21 protein-coding genes and 1 riboswitch are annotated in these 24,416 nt (G+C 43.5%); of the genes, 15 read left to right on the top strand and 6 right to left on the bottom strand.

The window, feature by feature from the left end; translation table 11 throughout:
* Positions 1–91: 91 nt before the first annotated feature.
* Positions 92–2,605: a bifunctional 2',3'-cyclic-nucleotide 2'-phosphodiesterase/3'-nucleotidase gene (locus GLV98_RS07460; protein ID WP_160913642.1), complete on the top strand. Its 2,514-nt coding sequence runs from the start codon at positions 92–94 to the stop codon at positions 2,603–2,605.
* Positions 2,606–2,724: 119 nt separating this feature from the next.
* Here GLV98_RS07460 and GLV98_RS07455 read toward each other — a convergent pair whose 3' ends face one another.
* The gene (locus GLV98_RS07455; protein WP_160913640.1) at positions 2,725–4,140 is read right to left on the bottom strand and encodes an alanine/glycine:cation symporter family protein; all 1,416 of its coding nucleotides are present in this window, start codon (positions 4,138–4,140) and stop codon (positions 2,725–2,727) included.
* 240 nt (positions 4,141–4,380) lie between these two features.
* On the opposite strand from GLV98_RS07455, the gene GLV98_RS20235 reads away from it, so the two are divergent.
* Positions 4,381–4,683, top strand: coding sequence for a YrhK family protein (locus GLV98_RS20235; protein WP_160913638.1), 303 nt, complete (start codon positions 4,381–4,383; stop codon positions 4,681–4,683).
* A 144-nt stretch (positions 4,684–4,827) separates the two neighbouring features.
* On the opposite strand, the gene GLV98_RS07445 is transcribed toward GLV98_RS20235, so the two are convergent.
* Together GLV98_RS07445 and GLV98_RS07440 are read right to left on the bottom strand one after the other, a co-directional pair.
* Complete coding sequence (locus GLV98_RS07445) at positions 4,828–5,697, bottom strand: 5'-methylthioadenosine/S-adenosylhomocysteine nucleosidase (protein WP_160913636.1); 870 nt, start codon at positions 5,695–5,697, stop codon at positions 4,828–4,830.
* 155 nt (positions 5,698–5,852) lie between these two features.
* Positions 5,853–5,956, bottom strand: a riboswitch (purine riboswitch).
* A gap of 370 nt (positions 5,957–6,326) precedes the next feature.
* Positions 6,327–8,063, bottom strand: a complete 1,737-nt coding sequence (locus GLV98_RS07440) for an ABC transporter ATP-binding protein (protein ID WP_160913633.1) — start codon at positions 8,061–8,063, stop codon at positions 6,327–6,329.
* Between the two features lie 301 nt (positions 8,064–8,364).
* Here GLV98_RS07440 and GLV98_RS07435 point away from each other — a divergent pair, with 301 nt between their 5' ends.
* The 3 genes from GLV98_RS07435 (at position 8,365) to GLV98_RS07425 (ending at position 10,513) form a co-directional block, all read left to right on the top strand.
* Positions 8,365–9,417: a lactonase family protein gene (locus GLV98_RS07435; RefSeq protein ID WP_160913631.1), complete on the top strand. Its 1,053-nt coding sequence runs from the start codon at positions 8,365–8,367 to the stop codon at positions 9,415–9,417.
* Between the two features lie 175 nt (positions 9,418–9,592).
* Positions 9,593–10,201 (top strand): hypothetical protein, encoded by a 609-nt coding sequence (locus tag GLV98_RS07430; protein WP_202409959.1) that lies wholly within the window; start codon positions 9,593–9,595, stop codon positions 10,199–10,201.
* Between the two features lie 147 nt (positions 10,202–10,348).
* Positions 10,349–10,513 carry a hypothetical protein gene (locus GLV98_RS07425; RefSeq protein ID WP_160913629.1) on the top strand — a complete coding sequence of 55 codons (165 nt, stop codon included), beginning with the start codon at positions 10,349–10,351 and terminating at the stop codon, positions 10,511–10,513.
* A 418-nt stretch (positions 10,514–10,931) separates the two neighbouring features.
* On the opposite strand, the gene GLV98_RS07420 is transcribed toward GLV98_RS07425, so the two are convergent.
* Complete coding sequence (locus tag GLV98_RS07420) at positions 10,932–11,729, bottom strand: nuclease-related domain-containing protein (protein WP_160913627.1); 798 nt, start codon at positions 11,727–11,729, stop codon at positions 10,932–10,934.
* A 172-nt stretch (positions 11,730–11,901) separates the two neighbouring features.
* Positions 11,902–12,279: an S-layer homology domain-containing protein gene (locus GLV98_RS07415; RefSeq protein ID WP_160913625.1), complete on the bottom strand. Its 378-nt coding sequence runs from the start codon at positions 12,277–12,279 to the stop codon at positions 11,902–11,904.
* 141 nt (positions 12,280–12,420) lie between these two features.
* Here GLV98_RS07415 and GLV98_RS07410 point away from each other — a divergent pair, with 141 nt between their 5' ends.
* The 3 genes from GLV98_RS07410 to GLV98_RS07400 all read left to right on the top strand — a co-directional run bounded on the left by GLV98_RS07410 (position 12,421) and on the right by GLV98_RS07400 (position 15,713).
* Positions 12,421–13,533 carry a M20 peptidase aminoacylase family protein gene (locus GLV98_RS07410; protein ID WP_160913623.1) on the top strand — a complete coding sequence of 371 codons (1,113 nt, stop codon included), beginning with the start codon at positions 12,421–12,423 and terminating at the stop codon, positions 13,531–13,533.
* A 94-nt stretch (positions 13,534–13,627) separates the two neighbouring features.
* Positions 13,628–14,554 (top strand): aldo/keto reductase, encoded by a 927-nt coding sequence (locus GLV98_RS07405; protein WP_160913621.1) that lies wholly within the window; start codon positions 13,628–13,630, stop codon positions 14,552–14,554.
* 316 nt (positions 14,555–14,870) lie between these two features.
* Positions 14,871–15,713 carry an immunoglobulin-like domain-containing protein gene (locus GLV98_RS07400; protein WP_160913619.1) on the top strand — a complete coding sequence of 281 codons (843 nt, stop codon included), beginning with the start codon at positions 14,871–14,873 and terminating at the stop codon, positions 15,711–15,713.
* A gap of 225 nt (positions 15,714–15,938) precedes the next feature.
* Here the strand turns inward: GLV98_RS07400 and GLV98_RS07395 are convergent, their stop codons facing one another.
* A complete protein-coding gene (locus GLV98_RS07395; RefSeq protein WP_160913617.1) occupies positions 15,939–16,646 on the bottom strand; it encodes a GntR family transcriptional regulator in 708 nt (235 codons plus the stop codon).
* 192 nt (positions 16,647–16,838) lie between these two features.
* On the opposite strand from GLV98_RS07395, the gene GLV98_RS07390 reads away from it, so the two are divergent.
* The 7 genes from GLV98_RS07390 to GLV98_RS07360 are packed head-to-tail and all read left to right on the top strand — an operon-like array spanning position 16,839 to position 24,333.
* Positions 16,839–18,209 carry an FAD-binding oxidoreductase gene (locus GLV98_RS07390; protein ID WP_160913614.1) on the top strand — a complete coding sequence of 457 codons (1,371 nt, stop codon included), beginning with the start codon at positions 16,839–16,841 and terminating at the stop codon, positions 18,207–18,209.
* Between the two features lie 11 nt (positions 18,210–18,220).
* The gene (locus GLV98_RS07385) at positions 18,221–19,219 is read left to right on the top strand and encodes a TRAP transporter substrate-binding protein (RefSeq protein ID WP_160913612.1); all 999 of its coding nucleotides are present in this window, start codon (positions 18,221–18,223) and stop codon (positions 19,217–19,219) included.
* A gap of 6 nt (positions 19,220–19,225) precedes the next feature.
* Positions 19,226–19,777, top strand: a complete 552-nt coding sequence (locus GLV98_RS07380; protein WP_237417064.1) for a TRAP transporter small permease — start codon at positions 19,226–19,228, stop codon at positions 19,775–19,777.
* Positions 19,758–21,023: a TRAP transporter large permease gene (locus GLV98_RS07375; RefSeq protein ID WP_160913610.1), complete on the top strand. Its 1,266-nt coding sequence runs from the start codon at positions 19,758–19,760 to the stop codon at positions 21,021–21,023. Before GLV98_RS07380 ends, GLV98_RS07375 begins: the two co-directional genes overlap by 20 nt.
* A gap of 19 nt (positions 21,024–21,042) precedes the next feature.
* Entirely contained in the window at positions 21,043–22,110 is a 1,068-nt protein-coding gene (locus GLV98_RS07370; protein WP_160913608.1) for a tartrate dehydrogenase, read from the top strand.
* A gap of 11 nt (positions 22,111–22,121) precedes the next feature.
* Positions 22,122–22,877: an SDR family NAD(P)-dependent oxidoreductase gene (locus GLV98_RS07365; RefSeq protein ID WP_160913606.1), complete on the top strand. Its 756-nt coding sequence runs from the start codon at positions 22,122–22,124 to the stop codon at positions 22,875–22,877.
* Between the two features lie 19 nt (positions 22,878–22,896).
* Positions 22,897–24,333 (top strand): aldehyde dehydrogenase family protein, encoded by a 1,437-nt coding sequence (locus GLV98_RS07360; protein WP_160913604.1) that lies wholly within the window; start codon positions 22,897–22,899, stop codon positions 24,331–24,333.
* The last annotated feature ends 83 nt before the right edge of the window (positions 24,334–24,416 follow it).

Raw genomic sequence — 24,416 nt, 5'->3', positions numbered from 1 at the left:
GCATATCATTATTTCGATAAGGTGATAAAATAATAGAAGAAACACCAAGATTTTACATAAAAAAATCCATACGGAAAGGAAAGATGCGAGAGTGAAAAAGAACCAAAAGCAGTGGTGGCTTCGCTCGGCTCTAGGTCTGGGTTTGGCAGCCTCAGCCGTATTGCCTTCAGCGGTTATGGCGGATACGGATGAGGATGTCGTTGATTTACGATTGATGGAAACGACAGATCTGCACAGCCATGTCATGAACTATGATTATTTTTCCGGTCAACAGGATGACAAGGTCGGTCTTGTAAACACAGCAACATTGATTAATAGTGCAAGAGATGAGGTTGAAAACTCGATGCTGTTTGATAACGGAGATCTGATTCAAGGGAATCCGATGGCGGATTATGTTGTCGATCAAAAGATTCTTGATGAAGAAGGAAAGATCCATCCTGTCTATCAAGCCATGAATCTATTAGAGTATGACGCAGGAAACTATGGCAATCATGAATTCAATTACGGGTTGGAGTTTCTCAAACAGGCTATTTCAGGTTCAGAGTTTCCTTACGTGAACGCAAATGTGTATAAAGCAGGTAGTGAGGAAAACTATTTCAATCCATATGTGATCCTTGACCGGAAAGTCGTTGACCAAGATGGGGAGGCCCACTCTATCAAGGTAGGTGTCATCGGTTTTGTCCCTCCGCAGATCATGACATGGGACAAAGATAAGTTGGAAGGTCACGTGACCACGCGTGACTTGAAAGAAACGGCGGAAAAATTCATTCCTGAGATGAAAGAAGCCGGCGCTGATGTAATCGTAGGAATCGCTCATTCAGGGCTTGGGTCGGCGGAAGAATATATCAAGGGAGCAGAAAACCAAACCTATCAGTTGTCTACGGTCGATGGTTTTGATGCATTGCTTTTCGGGCACTCCCACCAGACGTTCCCAAGTGAGGATTATGCTTCTCTTGATGGCAAGCACAACATTGATTTGAATACAGGTACGATCAACGGAGTGCCGACCACCCAAGCTGGTTTCTGGGGATCTGACTTAGGAATCATCGATTTACAGATGGAAAAAACGGATGGAGAATGGGAAGTCGTTCAAGGAAATTCGGAAGCCCGTCCCATTTATGACTCTGAAACAGGAGACCCTCTTGTGGATCCGGATCAAGAAATTGTGGACGCTGTCGCCCATGATCATGAGGGAACAAAAGATTATGTAGCAACGCCTGTCGGAGAAACAGAGGCCCCTTTATACAGCTACTTTTCTCAAGTTCTCGATGATCCGACCGTCCAGATCGTCAATGATGCTCAGAAAAGCTATATTGAAAAGTATATTCAAGGAACAGAATTGGATGGATTGCCGGTCCTGTCCGCCGCAGCCCCCTTCAAAGCGGGAAGAGACGGAGTCGGTGATTATACCGATATACCAGCGGGAGGTTTAGCGATTAAAGATACGACCTCTCTCTATAAGTATCCGAACACCGTTCGGGCAGTGAAAATCAATGGGGCTCAAGTGATCGAGTGGCTGGAGTGGAGTGCTGGACAATTTAATCAAATCGATCCAGATACAAATGAAGCCCAGCAGTTGGTCAAAGAGAATACAAGTACAGAGCCTGGTTTCCCAAGTTACAACTTCGATGTCATCGACGGGATCACTTATCAAATTGATGTGACCGAACCGGCCCGCTACAACAACGATGGGGATAAAATCAATAACAGCCACCGTATCGTTAACGTAGAATTCAATGATGAGCCGATCGACCTTGACCAGGAATTCTTAGTAGCGACAAACAACTATCGTGCTTCTTCCAAATTTGCGAATCCTGATGGTGACAATGTCGTAATCGAATCACCGGATGAAAATCGCCAGGTACTCGTCAATTATATCCGTGAAAATGGAACAATTGACCCTCAGGCGGATGGGAACTGGTCCTTTGCACCCATCGAGGAGGATGTAACCTTAACGTTCCGATCCTCTCCAAAGGGTAAAGATTATGCGGGCAAAGAGGAAGCCATCACATACCTGGAAACTCAAGCCGACGGTTTCGCTGAATACACCGTAGAATGGTCTGAAACAGAGGAGGGAATCTCTTTCCCTGACGTTCCTGAAGGTTATTGGGCGGAAGGAGAGATTTCTGAACTAGCCAAAGACGGAGTGATCAAAGGTTATCCAAATGGAAACTTCGGGCCTACGGACAAACTGACTCGTGTCCAATTCGCGATGCTTCTTACAAGAGAGTTAGGCTTAATGGCAGAAGGAGAAAGCCCATTTAAAGATGTACCGGACAAGTATCAGGAGGAAGTGGCCGCTGCGTTTGAAAATGGCATTGTCCATGGAATTGCGTCTGATCGTTTCGATCCTGAAGCTTTTATCACTCGCGAACAAATGGCGGCAATGATCGTCCGTGCTTATGAATTTAAAACCGGAAAGGATTATCATCCATCAAGTGACCTGCCTTATGACGATAAGGATCTGATCCGTATCGGGTTTGTGGATGAAGTCACAGCAGCTTACGAGCTTGAACTCATGGTCGGTCTTCCAGGGAATGAATTTGTACCAAAAGGAAATGCAAGTCGGGCGGAGGCTGCCGCGGTTGTCTATCGCTTGAGGTAAAGAAGGGAGGAAGAACTTTCAAAGTTCTTCCTCTTTTTTTATAAGTTCCATTTCACGATTAACCTAGCTGAAACAAATAGAAACAACCTGCCTAAAGACAGGTTGTTTCCATTATGATATTAACTTGCTTTCGAACGCGTATAGTGATGTTGATGAATATAGTCATTAAAGTAATGGTTCGTTTCTTTCACAATCACTTTATAAAGAAGCAATAAAGCAATTAAGTTGGGAATCATCATCAAAGCATTCGCCATGTTCGCAAAAGCCCATACGAGATCAAGCTGCATAACGGCGCCCATAAATGTTGCTGTGATGTAAATGAAACGATATGGAACGATATAGCGAAGTCCCAAGAGATATTCGAAACACTTCTCTCCGTACATGTACCATCCAACAATCGTTGAAAAGCCGAAGAAGATGACGGAAAAGGCTACGATGTATTCGCCTATCGTTCCTAATGCATGTCCGAATGCAGCACTTGTAAGCGCGCCACCGTCTAGGCCGGTCGCGTGTTGAACACCAGAGATTGCTCCACCGGATGGATCCCAAAATCCTGTCATAATCAAGACAAGCCCTGTCATGGTACAAACGACGATGGTTACGATGAACGTACCTGTCATGGCAACGAGTGCTTGTTTTACTGGATGATCGGTCTTGGCATTTCCAGCGATTAATGCGGCCGTACCTAAACCAGCTTCGTTTGAGAAAATTCCTCTTGAAACACCACTTCTGACCGCTTCCATGACGACAACACCAGCAAATCCACCGGCTGCGGATACCGGACTGAAGGCGTATTGGAAGATCATTTCAAAAGCAGGGACAATCGCCTCGTAGTTGGCGATGATGATGAATAGAGCCCCTCCAATATAAAGAAAAGCCATGATCGGAACGAAAAATCCGGCCACTGTACTGATCCGCTGGATACCTCCGAAAATGATCAGCCCTGTCAAAATCGCAAGCACAGCTCCAGTGAACCAGCCATTAATGTGGAAGCTTTCCGTCATAACATCTGAAATGGTATTGGACTGAACACTGTTACCGATTCCTAATGCGGCAAAGGCACCGAATAATGCGAATGCGACGGCAAGCCATTTCCACTTCTTCCCGATGCCTCGTTCTACATAATACATCGGTCCACCAGAATACTCTCCGTTCTCATTTTTCACTCGATACTTCATCGCAAGGAGAGCTTCAGAGTATTTGGTCGCCATCCCCAATAAGCCGACGATCCACATCCAGAAAATCGCGCCGGGTCCACCAAGTGTCAAAGCGGTCGCGACACCTGCAATATTTCCGTTTCCAATCGTTGCTGATAGCGCTGTCATTAAAGTTTTGAAATTACTAATATCCCCTTGGGAATCCTGAGATGATTCTGTTTTCTCCTCTTTCGTAAATGCAAGTTTAAAGGCATAAAAAAGCTTACTGAACTGCAGCCCTTTTAGCATAATGGTCAAAAACAGCCCTGTCCCGAATAGCAAGACTAAACTGGGTGTTCCCCATAGAACATCATTGATTTGGTTCAATACGTCTAACATCATTACCCTCCTAATCCTGTTGCAACCGTCTATGTAGGGCGGTCTTTGATAATGTCCATGTTCTACCCTATCATGTTTTCATCCATAAACATTCGTTGAAACACCAAAATATAAGCGCTTACATTTGTGTGGGTTGCACAAAAAGGAGGAGGAGAGGATTCTAAACTTCTGCAATTCATACGATATCAATACGTTATAAAAGTAGCTTGCGGAGGGAATGGGATTAGAGGAGGTGGGAGTGTGTCGAACCAAAAGTCAGACAAGCAGAAATACATCGATCTCCATGTAGGGAAACATGATATCTTCTTTAAAAAAACCTACGATATTCTTTATACCATCAATGACGTCCTGCTTGGACTCTGGTTCTTGATCGGTAGTATCTTTTTTTATTTCGAACATTTGAAGACCTGGGGTGTGACGCTCTTTGTCCTCGGAAGTATTCAAATGCTCATCCGTCCGACGATCCGGCTCGTGCATTACTTTCATATGAGGAAGGTTTATGGAGAGCAATATGAGAAAACACATAGTTCACAATCATCTTGATGAGAACGTGAGACATTCATCCGCAATAATCTAATGAGACAGGTGAAAGACCATAGAAAAGCGAAGCATCCGCATAAGTCTCGGATGCTTCGCTTTTTAACAGCAATAGTTATTTGGTTACGTTTATTGCGTGTGTCATATATTTTATTTTCTATTAGAAATATACTCTTTCACAACTTCATAGACATACTCTTGGTTTGCTTCAGCCGTGTTTGGATTGTATTCTCCGCCATTCGTTTTATTATTGGATAATGTACGAATGCCTAGGTAAGGCACATCATAGGCTTTGGCGATCTGAGCTCCGGCAGCTCCTTCCATCTCCTCAACAGAAGTCCCGAAGTTTTCATGGAACCACTGGATGCGGTCGACTTCATTGTTCCAGACGTCTGCAGAACCAATGGTTCCTTCTACGACTTTTCCTTCTTCATGAGTATCTTTGACGGCTTTGGCAGCTTTAAGCAATTCCTTGTCTCCTTCAAAATAACGGATGTTTTCAGCATCAGGGTCTTCACCGGCACTGCCTTCTGATGCCATAAGGTCCATTGGGATCCATTCTTTTGGTGCGATACCTTCTCCATCTTCTCTATGTCCTGTTTTCAATGAACCGATGTTGACGGTTCTTTCTCCTAAGACGATATCAAACACATGCAAGTCAGGATCGTGACCGCCGGATGTTCCTTGGTTGATGATGGAAGCCGGATTGAATTTTTCTATAGCAATTGCCGTAGCGGCAGCTGTATTTTCCATGCCTTTTCCTGTCTTCATGACAATCACAGGATAATCATCGACTTTCCCTTTATAAAAGACGAAGTTCCCGGAGGTCTCTTCTTCTACATCCTCAAGCTTTGCTGCGAAATTTTCGGCTTCAATAGGCATTGGTCCCTGAATGAGGATCGGCTGCTGTTCATTTTCTTCAGCAGATGCTTCTCCTTCTGTGGAACTCTGGCATCCTGCCACGAAAGAAAAGATGAGAGTGATGAATAGTAAGATTGCGAGGTTGCGAATGTTTTTCATGAGTAGCTCTCCCTTGATGTAGTACTCAATCACATCGTTGTACATCGTTTATTCGCAAATAAAAAAGTCTGTAAAGTGAATGTTCTACCTTCCAGACTACCAAAAGTTAAAGCATGGGTTAGCGGCATCGCTAAAAACGGCTGCTATTTTCCCGCAGCTTGATTGCTTCAACTCGTAGTCTAGTTCTTTCTTTGGGAACCAGGTAGAAACGCTCAGACCTTATTACTGAGAATATACGAGTACGATATGTAATTGGCTGTGGTGTAACTATAACAAACACTATTAAAATAAACAATGAAAAAAACGAATGATTTTATTTATTTAGTTGTAAATATTCGTTTTACAACCTAGGGAACCAAGTGTTATCTTCTGAAGTTTTTAAAAATAACTGATTTAAAGAGTAATAATCATGAGTGCTTAGAGGTTGGGTAGGGACCCGCGGGACTTTTCATTACGAATTCCGCTTATTAGATATTGTTCGTCTTTGGCAACTGGTGGTGGTGCCGGAAAGAATAAACAAACCGATAGGCTCCCGTGTTTCTATTTATTAGTAAAATATTGTTATGGAAATGCTATCAAAGGGACGCCAGACCGCCTCTTTTTTGAAAAGTTATAAATGTAAGGGCTTTTTACACATCAGTCTTCAATTGTTGGCGAGCAAAATCACGATAAAGCGTATGTTGTTGGAACAGCTCATCATGGGTGCCGATTCCTGTTACTTTTCCTTTATCCAAAAAGATGATTTGGTCTGCATCAACGATTGTGGAAAGGCGATGCGCGATGACCAGTGTCGTTCGTCCTTTCATTAAATTTTTCAAAGCTTGTTGAACGACAATTTCCGATTGGCTATCAAGGCTTGAAGTGGCTTCGTCCAGCATGAGAATCTCAGGATCTCTGAGAAGGGCGCGGGCAATGGCGATGCGCTGCCTTTGTCCACCGGAGAGCTTGATGCCTCGTTCCCCGACTTCGGTTTCATAACCATCGGTCAACGATTGAATAAAGGTATCCGCATAAGCCATTTCTGCCGCAGCGTGTATTTTTTCAATGGGAATGTCCCCATCTAATCCGTAGGTTAAGTTGTCTTTGATCGTCCCTGCATAGAGTGGGCTCTCTTGAGATACGTATCCAATGATCGTGCGCCATGATTTCAGGTTGTAGGTTGAGATTGGTTCTTCGCCATAACGAATATCTCCGCTAGTGGGGGAATAAAACTGTTCGATTAGAGAAAACATTGTCGTTTTTCCACTTCCGCTTGGTCCAACAATAGCTGTTACTTCGCCCTTTTTTGCTGTAAAAGAAACGTCTTCCAGGATCGGGGCTTCAGGCTGGTAGCCAAAAGATACTTTCTGAATAACGAGACTGTGGTCTAAAGAATTGACCTCACTTCCATCTTGGAAATCTTCTCCGTCCAAGGACAAAATCGAGAGCACTTTTTCAGTCGCTCCTACTGTCTTTTGAAATTGGGTAGAGAAGACCACAATCTGTGTAATTGGCATGATGATTTGGAACAAGTAGATGAAGAAAGCGGCAAGTTCCCCTGGTGTCATGGCCCCTGAAGTTACCCGGACCCCACCATATCCGATGATTAAAACAAGGACAACGATGATTAAAGAAGAGACGAGGGGCGACATCAAAGCTTGAATGACCCCTTCCCGTAAACCGAGAGCGTACAATCTTTTGATCCCTGACTGCCCCTTTCTCCACTCCCTGTCTTCGGCATTCGAAGCTTTTACAAGGCGGACTTCTGAGATGACGCGCGTCAAATGAGCCGAAAAGCCCGCCGTTTCCTTTTGGAGGTTCCGTGAGATGTTTGCCATCTTTTTCCCGATTGGTATGAGAAAAAGGAGGGCTAGTGGGATGATGGAAAACATCACGAGCGTTAATGGCCAGTCCAGGTAGAAAAGAATGATAATCGCACCGACAACAGAAATGATGCCTGTAATGAATCCGGTGAAGTGCTCAGTGATCAAGTTTTTGATGACGCCCGTATCGTTCGTCATCCGGCTCACCGCATCTCCCGTCTCGTGGGCATCATAATAGGACACCGGGAGGACGAGGAGTTTTCTCCATAATTGCTCCCGCAAAGAAGCAATGATATGCTGCCCGACTTTAGCAAGGAAATAGACAGACACACCACCAGCCACGGCTTGGACGAAGAAGGCGATCCCGATTCCGCTAATGACGGTAGTATTTAAGTCATTCAAATCAAAGTTATCGATCAAACGGCTGGCCAGCAAAGGAATAGCAAGCCCTGCCACAGTCGTAAGCAAACTTAAAAATAATGCGATGGAAAAGATAAGCTTTGGTGGGTGGGTTGCACGTATTAATTGGAGGAGTTGTTTCCATTTTGGTTGCATGTCTGTCATCACCTTCGAATAAATAGGATACTTCTATTATAACGAATCTTTGACTTCCCCTGACAATATTCCCATATTCTGCATGCCCTTTCGCTTTTAATTAGGATCGCCATTAGGATAGTGGACGAATCCTACATGATTAATTTTTGTGAGGCGGGTGGGGTCCTCCATTTTGTATATAAAATAGAGGGCAGGTTTATTTGTCTTCCAAGAGGTGTAGTTATTTAGGAGCGAAACCATTTGTGAGATAATGATTAGGAACAGTCTGGCTAACCAAATAATCATTCTAATTTTTAAAGGAGTTTTAAAAATGACAAAGTATGTTGGATATGTTGGAACGTACACAAAACAGGATAGTAAAGGTGTCTATCAGTTTACGCTGGATACTGACAATAAAGAGCTGAAAGATGTGAAATTAGCGGCTGAATTAGGTAACCCGACGTATGTAACGGTAAGTGACGATCAGAAAAATTTATATGCGGTCACGAAAGAAGGAGAAGATGGCGGCGTGACGGCTTTTTCCATTCAAGAGGAAACAGGAGAGCTAACAAAATTAAATACCCAAACCGCCGCAGGATCACCGCCGTGTCATGTGAGTGTCGATCATGATAAGAACACAGTGGTAACGGCGAATTATCATACAACGAATATCGTATCCTACTTAACAAATGAAGATGGATCCTTGAATCCAGCAGCTTCTGTGATCGAGCACGAGGGGACCGGGCCTCATGAACGACAAGAAAAACCACACATGCATTATGCAGGTTTCACACCGGATGAAAAATACGTGATTGCAATCGACCTTGGAAGTGACCGGGTCATTACTTACGCGGCTGATCAAGGGAATCTAACTCAGGTCCAAGTATTCAACACAGCGCCAGGAAGTGGTCCAAGACATATCACTTTCCATCCGAATCAAAAATACGCATACGTCATGACAGAGCTGAGTTCAGAAGTGCTTGTGCTTCATTATGATGAGAAAGATGGGAGTTTTACGCAGCATCAGGCGATTAAAACAATCCCGGAAAACTTTAAAGAAACAAATGACGGAAGTGCGATCCATATTTCATCAGATGGGCAATTTGTGTACGCTGGAAATCGAGGACATAACTCCATTGCATCATATAAGGTCGATCAAGACACGGGGCAGTTAACGTTTGTAGAATGGACATCTACGGAAGGGAATTGGCCGCGTGACTTTGTGCAGGATCCTTCTGAGGAATTCTTAATTGCGACGAACCAGAAGTCAAATACGATGACCTTGTTTGAAAGGGACAAGAATACTGGGAAGCTGTCTCTTGTTCAATCGGATGTTCATGTTCCGGAACCTGTTTGCGTAAAGTTTATTGGTGATCAGAATTAAGACTCAGTCGAGTTAGAGAATAGCGCAGCATCAGGCTTTATTGTTGATGCTGCGCTATTTTTGTATTTCCTGTCGTTATCAGAGATGCCTGCTTATCTGTAGGTGTTTGTCATGCATTCAAAGGGAAAAAAATATAAAGTTAACTTAAAGGGTTCTTTAAAAAGGGAGTGGTCAAATGACGATACGACAGAGCATCTTTTTCATTAGTTGGATGGCTTTTATTTTGTATGCCGTATTTCTAGCACCTGACGGTAACCAAGGATACCTCCATCAGTTGCTGACCATGGATGATCCGGATCCTTATTTATTGATGGTGTTCAGTTTTCTTGGTATATACCCACTGGTTTTCTCTGCCTTGCTGCTCGGAGAAGATGATAGCCGTTTGCCGTTATGGCCTTTTGTTCTGGGAATGTTCTTCCTAGGAGCATTTGCCTTAATGCCCTACTTCTTCCTATCAAAAGGGGAGGAATCAAGAAAGCCAAGGGTTCCTGTATTCATATTAAATAGGCTTCATTCCCGTGTTTTCCACCTTCTTTTATTTATGGGTACCATTACTTTATTGATTTATGGGATGACGCAGGGTGATTTTGAATTTTATGTAGAGGCTTTTTTGGAATCTCAATTTGTTCATATAATGTCGATCGATTTCGTTATATTGACATTTTTGTCTACATTCGTAGTGTATTGGAAAGAAAGCAGGAGAGGGAGGTACAACCAGAAGCATTGGCTCGGCATGGTCCCTATCCTTGGAGCACTCCTCTATCTGCTTCAGAAAAATGAGTGAAAGAACAGCTCGATTCTCATAAAGATTTTCTCCATGTGTTTGAATTTGTGCCATGTTGGGTAAATGATTCCTATAAAAAGATAGAAACCGTCATTTTTCTACAAATTCTTAAAAAGAGACCGATAACATAAGAGGAGGGAACCTATTATGAGAGAAGATATGATTAGAATCCTTGATCAAAGGGATTATCTTGTGAAAGAGAATGAACGACTTCAGGAAGAGTTGGAACTAGAACGAATGAAGGTTCTTCAAATGAAAAAGGAACAAGAGGAACAACTGGAAAAACAACCGCTCTCCACAATGGGAGCATAAAGAATCATTTAAATGGGACTCAAACGGATGAAGCATCAGTCTTCACTGGTTTGGGTTTTTTTGTGTCTAAAGATAGCCTAGGAGTTTAATAAGAGAAGAGGGTGGATCTCCTGGGGTAGTGTGAACTGGTTAGGGAAGTGGAAGTCTCATATGAAAGTGTGAGAGAAAAATTCAGGATATACTAAAGCTATGGATAAGCGGAAGAAAAGATTTTTTGAAAAGTATTGATTCCATCAGGATTATAATTGGAGATTAGGACCAAGTTCGCTATATTAAACAGGCTAAAGTCTTTAAACAATTGACTTTAGCCTTCTATAAGGATGTTAGCAATAATCCCCACATGTCAGGTATATCACAACAACTTTTCTGTTTATTGGGTGAGACATCTCTTGTTAGGTAGGTGCAGTTAATTTCTCTATTACATTTTCTGATGTGTGTAGCAATAAACTTTTCCTTTAAAACGTCTATTATTAAGGCAAAATTCCTTTACTTTGTCTGATACTTCTTTTTTGCAAATCTCGCAAGTAGTAGTTGAACTTCTATTAAGAGCTTCCACATGCTTATCCACCACATTAGGATCAGTAATATGATGTTTGTTGATTTGATCATAGATATTGTTAATTTCTATATTTGTGAGTAAAGGTTCTTTATGAATCAGCTTTTGTACATTTATTTTACGGTTAATGAATTCGCTTAGTTCTACATCATAAACTATAAGTTGATTCTGCTTAATATCTCGAAGGTCCGAATCTATTTTAAAAGTGCATCGTTTCGTGAAGGATACGATAGAAATCATACGGTCTTCATATTCTTTTCCAATAACCGAAATCAATGCTTGGATATGGCCATAGTTTTGATAGAACGGATTCATCATTTTGAATTTTCCATTCACAGACCACGTTTTTCTATCTTTACCTCCGTAAACAGTTCCTTGATAATTCTTAGTTTCAATAACAAAGATTCCAAAGTCAGTAATCAGGATATGATCAATCTGAGAGTAGTCAGATTTCGCTTTACTATTCTTGATCATTAGGTCACTCATATGTAGATATTCTTTGGGCATTTGGTCCAATTGAATATTAATTTTATATTCCCCTATTTCTCCCTTCCTTTTACTAACTTCTTCACTCTTTGGAGGAGCGGGGTTCTTTTGCCTGTTTAGTGCTTTTTCGGTTTGTAACGCTTTTTTCCTTTTTTGAAACCATTTATCAAACATGTAATCATCCTTTTAGGGCTTTACTTGATATCTATATCGTCTTATTAGGAGTAGAACTTAAGTAGAGTCAAATAATGATAGCGATATTGAATGATTACAATAAAATATAACAAATCAAAACTATATTGTTCGCGTGACTTGGTTTTTATTAAATTTCTATGTAAAAATTACTTCAACAAAGCAAAATGGTTGAGGATAGAACCCTTGAAAAAACGTCACGCGTAATATTTTTGTTCGGCTTAAATGGGCTCGCTAGACATCCAATAATGATGAGCTTGGAGTGCAAATCCATTACACTTTCAACAGCCCATTCAACATCCGGGACATCGACAAATTGATGCGGATTATCTCTTTTTTGCTGGATGTCATAGGCTTGGTCAATCATGTCAGAAACTTCTGCTTTTGTATTGTACTCCTCCGGTTTGAACGCTTGATCTTCATATCCATGAATAATTCCTTTTTCATGTAAGTAGATGATTACTTTCTCAGCCCAGGGCATGTGGTCAAGGTTTGTAAATGTGGACGCTTTTACTGGGTTGAATCCTCTCATGATATTATGAGGACGATTAAAAAAAGAGTGAGTAATCTACTCCTCCTTACTTAGTGAAAAGTAGGGAGGAGTTTTAGAGTTCTAACACGTATTTGTAAGGTAAAGGAATTACGAGAAATTATGATAGGAGTGAGTGGAGATATGGAAAATAAAGGCCACCCATCAATTGGGAAAATATACAAACATTTACATGATCATCCGGAAATTAGCTGGCATGAAAATAATACGACCGATTACATAGAAAGACTACTAGGAAAGACGAGCTTCAGAGTACAACGTTTTAATGATTGTCCTGGGGTGGTCGCCGAACTTGGTCAAGGAAAACCATGTGTAGCCATCCGGGCAGACATAGACGCTCTTTGGCAGGAAGTGGACGGAGAATTCAGAGCGAATCATTCATGCGGCCACGATGCCCACATGTCGATTGTGCTTCATACTCTTTTTGCATTGGAAGAGCGACGGGCAGATTGGAAAGGGACGTTGCGCGTCATTTTTCAACCAGCGGAGGAAACGATTGAAGGAGCAATTGCCATGGTCGAAAAGGGAGTCGTGGATGATGTCGATTATCTTTTTGGCTTGCACTTGAGGCCGATCCAGGAATTGCGGTCGGGAGAGTTTTCCCCAGCCATTCAGCACGGGGCTGTCCGATTTCTCGAGGGACGGATAGAAGGGGAAGACGCTCATGGTGCCAGACCGCATCTAAATAAAAATGCCATTGAACTAGGAGCAGAATTGGTGCAGTTGCTTAATAACATCCATGTGGATCCCATGGTCCCACACTCGGCAAAAGTGACCTCGTTCCACAGCGGAGGGAAAAGTACGAACATCATACCAGGTCGAGCGACGTTTTCTATTGATGTAAGAGCCCAGACGAATGAGGTCATGGATGAATTGATGGCTAAAATAAAATCAGCCTGTCATGCGCTATCAAACTTGCATGGTACGGGTGTTCAGGTAGACGAGAAGGCACAAGTTCCTGCGGCTGTGATTAACGAGGAAGCAGCAAGTTATTTGGAACAGGGGATTCTTAAAGTCAGGGGAGAAGATGCCTTAAAACCAGCCATTCAAACGACCGGAGGAGACGATTTCCACTTTTACACGATCCGAAAGCCGGAGTTGAAGGCTTCAATGCTTGCCGTTGGATGTGATTTGCAGCCTGGGTTGCACCACCCTCATATGACATTTGATCAAAGTGCCATGCCTGATGCTTCTCGTGTGTTAGTAGAGACGGTAATTGGTGTTTTGGGAAACTGATTAAGAAGTCATTGTGCACTCTTTTGTTTCTCTTGGAAAAGCATGTGGTAAACAATGTAAGAAGATGAACTTTTCCAAGGGAGATGTAAAAGCGATGAAAAAGACACAGTTAGGAAAGTCAGATTTACATGTGAACCCGATCGGACTTGGGACAAACGCCGTTGGAGGCCATAACATTTATCCTAATTTAGATGAAGAAGCCGGAAAAGACGTGGTCCGCGCAGCATTGAATCACGGAATGAATTTTTTGGATACTGCATTCATCTATGGACCTGAACGTTCCGAGGAACTTGTCGGAGAGGTCATGAAAGAGTATAAAAGGGATGAAATTGTTCTGGCTACAAAGGGAGCACACCAATTTAAGGGAGAAGATGTCGTTTTCAATAATGAACCATCCTTCTTGAAAAAATCGGTGGAAGACAGCCTTCAACGCTTGAGCACGGACTATATCGACCTCTACTACATCCATTTTCCTGACGAGGAGACACCGAAGGACGAAGCGGTGGGTGCATTGAAAGAGTTGAAAGATGAAGGGAAGATACGGTCCATTGGGGTTTCCAACTTCTCGGTGGAGCAACTGAAAGAAGCCAACAAAGACGGTTATGTGGATGTCATCCAAGGGGAGTACAACCTTTTCAAGCGCGAAGCGGAAAACGAAATGCTGCCTTATACGGCTGACAATCAAATCTCATTCGTCCCTTACTTCCCATTTGCATCCGGTCTTCTGGCTGGAAAATATGATGAGAATACGACATTTGACGATTTCCGTGCGAAGAATCCTCTTTTCCAAGGGGATAACTTCAAACAAAATTTAGCTAAAGTTGATCAGTTACGTCCTATAGCTGAAGAGAAAAGAGTGGAGGTTCCTCATATTGTTTTGGCCTGGTATTTGAATCAGCCATCTATTGAGGCTGTTATTCCCGGTGCGAAGCGTACGGAACAGGTGGTCGATAACTTGAAGACGTTGGATGTGCAATTGACCGATCAGGAAGTATCAAAAATCAGTGAAATCTTTTCTTAAGTATTGATGTTTCCAACAAAGTTTTCTCGCTTGGTCTTCACAGGGAATTGATAATAGAAGAAGTTTAAATCAAAGATAGAACCAAACGTCCATCTCTATTTTCTAAGAGGTGGACGTTTTTTAATGAAAAAATCGTCTTATGTGTAATCACACTACTCTTCATTTCATAGACACATCACCATAAAGAGTGAATTTGGTAAAGAGAGTGTAACGGAAATGAAAGATAATCGTCTTATTGTATACAGGTATAAAATACCATATCCCATACTGAAAACTTTCCGAATGGGAATGTGGAATTTAACGAGAGGTGATCAAGGTGAAATGGTGGGTGGGACCTTTGATGGTTTTGTTCCTAGTTGTAGGGTGTGCTCCCTTTACCAGTAGTAGCAGTAGTAGTGGTGGTGCTGGCGGTGAATCATCGAATGACATTCCAGACCATATAGGTTCTCCGAACTCAATGGATGTGCCGGACTTTAAAGAATGGTCAACTGAAGAGATTAGTGAGAAATCAGGATACGAGCCTTTTACGGGAGAGTTTTTCAAGGGAATCTACCTAACAACCACGTTCTTTATGGCTGAACCCGGAGAAAGTGTTGGGACGTTTGAATCCTTTCCTAATCATAAAGTGCGGGTCCAACTTGTAGAAAGAAATCGTAACTTAAAGAAAGTTGACATGGTGAAGGAAGAGGTTTTCAGGAATGGTGAAAAATTGACTGTGGAGCTTCCAAAGAAAAAAGGCGCCATTTACACTTACAGTCAAGAAGCGCTTAGTGAAAATGATGAAGTGTTAGATACGGATGTATCTCTTTTTTATGTGCCGCGGGAGGAATTTAATGCTCGGTTGTCCGTGGAGGAAGACTCATATGGAATGGATGAAACCATACAAGTCAAAGTGGAGAACTGGGGGCCGACACAGTTAACTTTTGGTAAGGGTTATTCTTTAGAAAAACAAAGTATGGGAGGATGGAGAAGTATTAACAAATATGAGGCTTTTGAGGATATTGGTTATTTTCTCGATCCCCATGAAACGTCAGTTCAGGACATTGACTTAGAAAAGCAAAATGTTAACCCGGGGACTTATAGGGTTGTAAAGACTTTCGACGCGGCACATACGGGAATCACGGAACAATTAGCTGTTGAATTTAATGTTGAAGAATGATCGAGTAGTGTATGTTGCGGTAGTACTCACGGTTAATGAACAAAATAAAGAAGAGTTCTTCAATCGAACTCTTCTCCTCATGATTTGATTCATCAGCAAGACTTTTTCTTTTAAAAGGGTGTCGCCGCGAGTATGCGTTGATTCTCAAATATCGTTTGAGATTCCTTTCTTTCGAATCTCTAATAGCAATTCTAAACATCCATCCAAATCGAAGGGTGGGTGTTTTTATTCTTTAATCATATCCTCGTTGTTCTTAATCATTTGCGTGACTGCTTCCTTCGTATCGAAGACCTTCTCACCTTTCAAAAATTCCAAGTGTTCTTTATGGGTAGCCAAGGTTCTTTCAATCCCCCCTGGATCCTTGAAATGGACCATTTTCGGACGGATCAATTCGTAGATGGTGCGGCCGATTTCCATGGTGAATGGATTTTCCGTCTCTTCTAAAATGGCATAGTGGAATTCTAAATCAATATCGACAAGCTCCTCGGGGGTCAAGTCTGGTGTCATCCGTTCCACTTGGGAGTAATACACGGCTTCGATTTTCTCCAAATCTTTCTTTTCTTTCGTTATGACCATGTTCATTAGCAGCATTTCAAAATGTTGGCGAAATTCGATGAGCTGCTCGAGGTTATGACTATGCATGATCAAACTGAAGATCAGCGGGTTCATCGTCAGTTTTGATGAGTTATCTGTAATGAACATCCCCTCTCCACGCTTGATTTGAATGACACCGATCGATTCAAGGATCTTGATCGCTTCCCGGACAGGTGTACGGCTCACTCCTAATTGTTCAATCAGTTCCATTTCGGTTGGCAATTTATCTCCAGGTTTCAGCTTCCCCTCAATTAAATAGTCCTTAATTAAGGAAACAATCCCCATCGTCTTCGTTTGATTCGGGTGAATTCTGTTGAATGTAAGATTCAATAAAAACATCCTCACATAAAAGTATTTTAATATTTCAGAATTTTCCATAGAAGTCATTTACATCGTTCGAATATTCAGATAATATACTATATATAATACATCATACATATGATGTACACGTCAATAGCTTTTATTTTTCGGTCATGTATTGAAGAAGATCTTCATTGAAGTTCAGGCGAAATTCAGGAAAGGAGGAGAAAGATGATAGAAGTCATTGAAGCACTGATTCAAGCCACTTCAAAGGATCGGGTCACTACAAATGAGACGATTTTGGCTCAGCACAGCAAAGATGAGGCCTATCTAAAACCTAGGAACCCTGATGTAGTCGTTTTTCCAGAATCGAGTGAGGAAGTTTCTAGAATCATCAAAATAGCCAATGAATTTCAAGTTCCGGTTGTTCCATTTGGATTGGGGACAAGCCTGGAAGGACATGTGATTCCTTACCATGGTGGAATCAGTCTTGATTTTTCATCGATGAACCAGCAAATCGAAGTCAAACCAGATGATTTTCTTGTAACCGTTGATCCTGGTGTGACACGGTCGCAATTGAATAAGAAGTTAAAGCCGTATGGTTTATTCTTTTCTGTCGATCCAGGAGCGGATGCTACCCTTGGTGGAATGGCCGCTACGAATGCAAGTGGAACGACAGCTGTGAAATATGGAGTGATGAAAGACCAGGTGAGGAGCTTAGAAGTGGTGCTTCCGAATGGGAAGATCATTCAAACAGGGACACACGCAGCGAAGTCTTCTTCTGGATATCATTTGAGCAGTCTGTTTGTAGGATCAGAAGGAACACTTGGATGCATCACGAAGCTCACACTTCAAGTGTACGGAATTCCTGAAACCATCGTCGCTGCCCGTGTTTCTTTCAAACACCTGAATCAAGCGGTGGAAGCGGTGATTCAATTGTTATCTGCAGGCATTCAGCTCGCAAGGGTGGAGCTCGTTGACGAGGCATCGATCAAACAAGTGAACGAGTCGAATGAGAAGAGTTTCAAGGAAGCACCGACCTTGTTCATTGAATTTCATGGAAATGAAGCAAGTGTTCATCATGACATTTCTTTTGCTGAAGAGTTATTAGCTGATGCAGACGGCATGGATATCGAGTTTGAAAAAGATGTGAAAGGAAGAAATGAGTTGTGGGAAGCGCGTCATAACCTTGCGTATTCTTTCGTTCACGGACATCCCGGGAAGAAAATGATGGTTACAGATGTCTGCCTGCCGATCTCTCAGTTAGCGCTTGGCATTCAACATGCACGCGAACAAATGGATGCGCTTTCACTGGAGGGTGCTTTACTTGGTCATGTGGGTGATGGGAATTTTCATGCGTTACTCATGATTGATCCAGAAAATGCAGAAGAGAAGCGGAAAGCGGATCTATTCAATGAAGCCATCGTCCATCATGCCCTACAAAGAGGAGGGACATGTACGGGAGAACATGGCGTAGGAGTCGGAAAAATGAAATACCAGCAGTTGGAACATGGCGACTCCTTTGAAGTGATGCAGCAAATTAAAATGGCGCTTGATCCGAATCAAATCATGAACCCTGGGAAGATTTTCGACAGGGTGTAGGGGGCTGAATAATGAAAAAAGGATTGTTTTGGTTGGTTTCTCTATTGTTCTTGATGGTTTTGACTGCATGTGGAAGTGATGATGCTTCTTCTGATGGTGGCGAAGAAACATACACCCTTCAGGCTGGTCATTCTTTACCAGAGGATCACCCTTATCATTTAGGGTTTCTTGAAATGGCGGAAAACGTGGAAGAACGGACAGATGGACGAGTGAAAATCGAAGTGTTCCCGAACAGTGAAATCGGGGCAGAGCGCGAACTGACGGAAGGTATGACACTTGGAACGGTCGATCTTGTCGTTTCTTCCACCGCTCCTGTTACGAACTTTGTTCCAGAACTGGCCGTCCTTGATGCTCCTTTTATCTTTAAAAATCGTGACGAGGCGGTCAACGTTTTAGAAGGGGAAGTCGGAGATACGCTCTTTTCCAAAATGAAGGAAGAAGGAATCATCGGACTTTCCTGGGGCGAAAATGGCTACAGACATGTAACGAACAGTGTGCGTCCGATTGAAAAGCCTGCCGATCTTGAAGGGTTGAAAATCCGTACCCAGGAAAACGAAATTCACTTGGCAGCTTTCGAGGAATTAGGAGCGCAGCCGACGCCGATGGCTTGGACAGAGGCATTGACGGCCCTGCAGCAAGGAGTCGTGGATGCACAGGAGAACCCGGCGATTGTGGCCGACCAGTTCAAGCTTTATGAAGCCAACCAGGAACACATGACGTTAACAGGCCACGTGTATTCCGTTGCCATTTATATGATGAGTCAGCAAACCTATGATGAGCTTCCGGAAGATCTCCGTGACATCGTCATGGAAGAAGGGCAGAAAGTCGGTGCGATGGAACGAGAGATGATTGTAGAGATGGAAAAAGAGTCTCTGCAAACGTTGAAGGATGAAGGGATGCAGATCATCGAAGAAGTCGATACCCAACCGTTCCAGGAAGCCGTGAAGCCTGTGTATGATCAAATTGAATATCAGGATTTATTGAATCAGATCCTTGATGCGCAAGAGTAATGGGGATTGGGGGAGGGAATTCCTTCTCTTTCCTGTTTCTTCATTCAGAGAGGAGGAGTTATCATCCAATCGATCTTAAAGTACATAAACCTGGGGATGAAACATTTCCTGAATCTTTTGCTGGCTGTATTGACCGTTTCTGTATTCATGCAGGTGGTCTTCCGTTTTCTCATTGAACAGCCATTGGCATGGACGGAAGAATTAGCGCGGTACTGTCTGATTTGGATCACTTTTCTGGGAGCGGCTTATGCGATGTCGCTACGAGCCCATCTGAGCGTGGAGTTTTTCGTGAACTCCTTTCCTTTACTTGGGAGAAAAATCATGGCCGTCCTCGCAGGTGTCGTCAGTCTTTCATTCTTTTCAATACTTGTCATTTACGGATTTCAGCTTGTCAGTAAATCGACGAGCCAGACATCACCCGTCCTCGATCTGCCGATGGGATTTGTCTATCTTGTCATTCCGATCAGCGGCATTTTTCTTATCATTAATTTACTCGCCAATACGATTTCAGATGTGTTGAAAAAGGAGGGCGAATCGCATGACGATCCTGCTCTTTAGTATCCTGATCCTCCTTTTTTTAATCAATGTCCCGATCGCTGTCACGCTCGGGATGGCGGCGACCATCGTTTTTCTGATTGAGGGAAACTTATCGATCATCGTCATTGTTCAGCGTATGTTCAATTCGGTCGACTCTTTTCCATTATTGGCGGTTCCCTTTTTCATTCTAGCTGGAAAGCTGATGGAAAACGGCGGCATCTCACGAAGGTTGATTCATTTTGCTAATGTCATCGTTGGGCGAGTCAAAGGTGGATTGGCCATTGTGTCAATTGTCGCTTGTGCGTTTTTCGCAGCGATTTCAGGGTCAGCTGCGGCTACGACAGCTGCCGTTGGTTCTTTGTTGATACCGGCGATGGTGAAAAAAGGCTATGACAAAAGCTTTTCAACTGCCTTGCAAGCGGCTGGAGGGACGGTAGGGATTATGATTCCTCCGAGTGTGCCCCTTGTTCTTTACGGGGTGACGGCTGGTGTTTCAATCAGTGACTTGTTCCTTGCCGGCATTGTTCCAGGAGTGTTGGTCGTTGGTTCCTTAATGGTTCTTGTTTTTTTCATTTCTGTAAAAGAGGGATATGGAGGCGGAGAGTCCCATTCCTTCAAAGAGTTTTTGAGAGCATTTGCGGATGCGATTTTAGCTCTTTTAATGCCTGTCATCATCCTTGGCGGTATCTATGGGGGTATTTTTACAGCTACAGAAGCTGCGGTCGTAGCTGTTGTTTACGGATTGATTGTTGGCGTATTCATCTATAGAGAAATCAAACTTCCGGACTTGACTGAGATCTTTTCTTCTTCTGTTGTCATATCAGCGGTCATCATGTTCATCATCGCGGGAGCCTCTGCTTTCGGTTATTACCTGACACGTGAACGCATCCCCGCTCAATTGACGGAAGCGATGCTCGGCGTGACCGATAATTGGATCATCGCTCTGTTGATCATCAATCTTCTACTCATATTCGTCGGGGTGTTTTTGGAGACTTCAGCAGCCATCATTATCCTGACACCGATTCTCGTTCCGATTGCCAACGCGATGGGCATTGACCTTACGCATTTCGGCATCATTATGATCGTGAATTTAGCGATCGGCTTTATTACGCCTCCTGTGGGTGTGAACTTATTCGTCGCTGCGAATATTGCGGGGACCAAATTTGAAAAGCTCGTCCGTGCAATTATTCCGTTCATCATCATTATGATTATCGATGTTTTGATTGTTTCCTTTTTACCATTCTTAAGCCTATGGTTCATTGAATAAAAAGACGAGGAGGGATTATGTGAAAACTTATCGATTAGCTGTACTGCCAGGGGACGGCATTGGTCCTGAAGTCGTAGAGGAAGGGATGAAAGTCTTGGACGCTTTAACCAAAACGGATTCGTCCTTCCAGTTAGAAACGACATCCTTTGATTGGAATTCAGAATATTACCTGAAGCATAACCGCATGATGCCGGAAGACGGTCTGGCAACTTTAAAAGAGTATGACGCCATCTTCTTTGGAGCGATTGGTGACCGTCGTGTTCCCGAACACATCCCGATCTGGGACTTGATCATGCCGATCCGGAAAAACTTTCATCAATATGTGAACCTCCGCCCGATCAAACAATTGCCTGGAGTGCAGAGTCCCATTCAAGCGGATGGTCCGATAGACTTCTACGTCTTCAGAGAGAACGCGGAAGGGGAGTACTCCAACATCGGTGGTCGGTTGTATCAGGAAACTTCGGATGAACTGGCCATTCAAAATACGGTGATTACGAAAAAAGGGGTGCAGCGTCTGGCCCGTTATGCGTTCGACTATGCTCAGAAGAATGATGTGAAAAGCGTAGTGAACGCAACGAAATCCAATGCCATTGTCCATTCAATGAGACTGTGGGATGAATCAGTCAAAGAGATAGCCATGCATTACGAAGGGATAGCAGTGGAAGATGTCTACATTGATGCCTTGGTTGCCCATCTAGTCCAGCGTCCGGAATCCTTTGACGTCATCGTCGCTTCCAATTTATTCGGTGATATTCTAACGGACCTTGGAGCGGCGCTTGTCGGTGGATTAGGGTTATCCCCGTCCGCGAACTTGAATCCGGAAGGGGATTACCCATCCATGTTTGAGCCAATTCATGGTTCAGCTCCTGATATTACTGGAAAACAAATGGCGAACCCGATAGCACAAGTTTGGTCGGCAGCTTTGATGCTTGAGCATCTAGGGAGAGAAGACCTTGCTTTGATCGTGATGACTGCTATCGAAAAAGTCATAGAAACTGGAGAATTCTTGACACCTGACATGGGAGGGAATGCGAAAACGTTTGAAACCGGAGATGCCATTGTCAAACAAATCTACCATCAGATGTAGGAGGAGAATCGATGAATTTTCAAAATAAAAATGTTGTCGTGACAGGGGCCAATGGTGGAATGGGGCAAGTCATTACGAAGCGGTTTTTAGAAGAAGGAGCGAAAGTAGCGGCTCTCGATCTGCATGTTGATGAGGTGGAAAAGTGGAAAAACGAATATGGCGATCAATTGGAGGTCATTTCCGCTAACCTTACAGAGGAAATAGAAGTGAGGGAGGCCGTCGAAAAAGCGACGGAATTTCTGGGACCTATCTCCATATTAGTGAATACTTTAGGAATCGCTCAGCCTGCGACACCGATTGATGAAGTGGAAGTCGCCGATTGGGATCGACTTTTGGCTGTGAATACGACTTCTTTATTCCTTATAAACAAAGAAGTGGTAAAAGGAATGAAAGAGCAGCGTGCTGGTGTGATCACCAATGTTGCTTCTATTGCTGCTGAGCGTCCGCGGCCGGGTTTGAATGCCTATGTCACATCAAAGGGAGGCGCGTTAGCTTTTACTAAAGCGCTTGCCATTGAACTGGCCGAATACAAAATTCGCGTGAATGCCATCAATCCGGGTCCATCTGATACGAGTATGCTGGGGAAATTCAGTCCAGAAGGCGGGGACGTCGATCAGGTGAAAGAAGATACTTTTAAGAAAAGCGTCCCGCTAGGTGAGTTGGTGACACCTGAAGATATCGCAGAAGCCGCGATGTATTTAAGCTCTGACGGTGCACGGATGGTGACAGGAAGTGTCTTGAACGTTGATGGAGGAAGAGGACTGTAAAAAGAGGAGGGGTGAAGGTATGAAGCACATGTATGTTGGTGGTGAATGGGTAGAGGGTGAGGATCAAAGAACGCTAGCTACGAAAGATCCAGCGACACAAGAAGTCATTGCAGAAGTACCAAGAGGCGGCAAAGAGGATGTTCATCGAACTGTGCTGACCGCACGGAAGACCTTTGAATCTGACGAATGGCAGGATTTTGCAGCTGAAGAGCGCGGAAGGATTCTTTTTGACATGGCAGGGAGAATCAGAGCAGCGGCTGAAGAGTTCGCTCAAATGGAAACGAAGGATACGGGAAAGCCGATTTCTCAAGCTCGAGGAGATGTGGAAGCGGCCGCTCGTTATTTTGAATATTACGCAGGCATGGCTGACAAAATCTTTGGTGAAACCATCCCTGTCCAGGCGGATGTATTGGATTACACGGTGAGGGAGCCAGTCGGAGTGACGGCGCATATCATTCCGTGGAACTATCCAATCCAGATTACTTCACGAAGTACGGCCGCTGCCATTGCCACAGGGAACACCGTTGTCGTAAAGCCTGCGGAGGATACGCCTCTTACAGCCCTTAAACTCGCAGAACTTTTTGATGAAACCTCTTTACCTAAAGGAGTGTTCAATGTCGTTACGGGCTACGGAAAAGAAGCCGGGGATGCGTTGATTCATCATCCAGAGGTCAACCATATCACCTTTACTGGTTCTGTCCAGACGGGGAGGCTCGTCATGGAAGCAGGTTCAAAGAATATCGTGCCTGTCACGTTGGAACTTGGCGGCAAGTCTCCAAATATCGTTTTTGCTGATGCTAAGTTGGACGAGGCTGCGAAGTGGGTCGTCAAATCGATTGTCCAAAATGCCGGTCAGACGTGTTCGGCGGGTTCGCGCCTTCTCATACAAGAAGGGATAAAGGAAGAATTTTTACAACGTATTCAGAAACAAATGGAGAGCTTAAGCCTTGGGAGAGGTTTGGACGATCCTGACTTGGGACCCGTTTTGTCACAGAAGCAATACGAGCGGATTGAAATGTTTTTGGACATTGCGAAGAAGGAAAACGCCTCGTTCTTAACAGGGGGCGAGCGTGTCGATGTTGATGGATGTGAAAATGGTTATTTTCTTGCTCCGACGATCATTGATGGTCTCGATGCCCATAGTGAAGTGGCCCAGGAAGAAATATTCGGACCCGTGCTCAGCGTGTTCACTTTTAAAGAAGAACAAGAGGCCATACAACTTGCCAATGACACCCCTTATGGATTGGTAACAGGTGTGTGGACCGAAAACATCGGGCGCGCGCACCGTCTAGCCAGGAAAATAAGAGCCGGACAGGTATTCATCAATAACTATGGCGCTGGTGGAGGCATCCAGATGCCTTTTGGTGGATACAAAAAAAGTGGCTTCGGCAGAGAAAAAGGGCTTGAAGCACTGAAAAACTATACGATTTTGAAAAATGTCGCGGTCAAGATGTAATTGCAATTTTCTTTGATCACCCTATGAATCAATGAAAACTTTTATCTTGGAAGTTTTCAACTCTATAAAAAAGGAGATGGGGT

It is taken from the genome of Halobacillus litoralis (assembly GCF_009856415.1).
Taxonomy (GTDB): Bacteria; Bacillota; Bacilli; order Bacillales; family Halobacillaceae; genus Halobacillus; species Halobacillus litoralis_C.
This window is presented reverse-complemented; position numbering and strand designations above follow the sequence as displayed.

What these genes read in the sequence shown, in the direction of transcription:
- GLV98_RS07455 (WP_160913640.1), bottom strand. Translation starts at nt 4,140, where the DNA reads ATGTTAGACGTATTGAACCAAATCAATGATGTTCTATGGGGAACACCC.
- GLV98_RS07445 (WP_160913636.1), bottom strand. Translation starts at nt 5,697, where the DNA reads ATGAAAAACATTCGCAACCTCGCAATCTTACTATTCATCACTCTCATC.
- GLV98_RS07440 (WP_160913633.1), bottom strand. Translation starts at nt 8,063, where the DNA reads ATGACAGACATGCAACCAAAATGGAAACAACTCCTCCAATTAATACGT.
- GLV98_RS07435 (WP_160913631.1), top strand. Translation starts at nt 8,365, where the DNA reads ATGACAAAGTATGTTGGATATGTTGGAACGTACACAAAACAGGATAGT.
- GLV98_RS07430 (WP_202409959.1), top strand. Translation starts at nt 9,593, where the DNA reads ATGACGATACGACAGAGCATCTTTTTCATTAGTTGGATGGCTTTTATT.
- GLV98_RS07425 (WP_160913629.1), top strand. Translation starts at nt 10,349, where the DNA reads ATGAGAGAAGATATGATTAGAATCCTTGATCAAAGGGATTATCTTGTG.
- GLV98_RS07420 (WP_160913627.1), bottom strand. Translation starts at nt 11,729, where the DNA reads ATGTTTGATAAATGGTTTCAAAAAAGGAAAAAAGCGTTACAAACCGAA.
- GLV98_RS07415 (WP_160913625.1), bottom strand. Translation starts at nt 12,279, where the DNA reads ATGAGAGGATTCAACCCAGTAAAAGCGTCCACATTTACAAACCTTGAC.
- GLV98_RS07410 (WP_160913623.1), top strand. Translation starts at nt 12,421, where the DNA reads ATGGAAAATAAAGGCCACCCATCAATTGGGAAAATATACAAACATTTA.
- GLV98_RS07405 (WP_160913621.1), top strand. Translation starts at nt 13,628, where the DNA reads ATGAAAAAGACACAGTTAGGAAAGTCAGATTTACATGTGAACCCGATC.
- GLV98_RS07395 (WP_160913617.1), bottom strand. Translation starts at nt 16,646, where the DNA reads ATGTTTTTATTGAATCTTACATTCAACAGAATTCACCCGAATCAAACG.
- GLV98_RS07390 (WP_160913614.1), top strand. Translation starts at nt 16,839, where the DNA reads ATGATAGAAGTCATTGAAGCACTGATTCAAGCCACTTCAAAGGATCGG.
- GLV98_RS07385 (WP_160913612.1), top strand. Translation starts at nt 18,221, where the DNA reads ATGAAAAAAGGATTGTTTTGGTTGGTTTCTCTATTGTTCTTGATGGTT.
- GLV98_RS07375 (WP_160913610.1), top strand. Translation starts at nt 19,758, where the DNA reads ATGACGATCCTGCTCTTTAGTATCCTGATCCTCCTTTTTTTAATCAAT.
- GLV98_RS07365 (WP_160913606.1), top strand. Translation starts at nt 22,122, where the DNA reads ATGAATTTTCAAAATAAAAATGTTGTCGTGACAGGGGCCAATGGTGGA.
- GLV98_RS07360 (WP_160913604.1), top strand. Translation starts at nt 22,897, where the DNA reads ATGAAGCACATGTATGTTGGTGGTGAATGGGTAGAGGGTGAGGATCAA.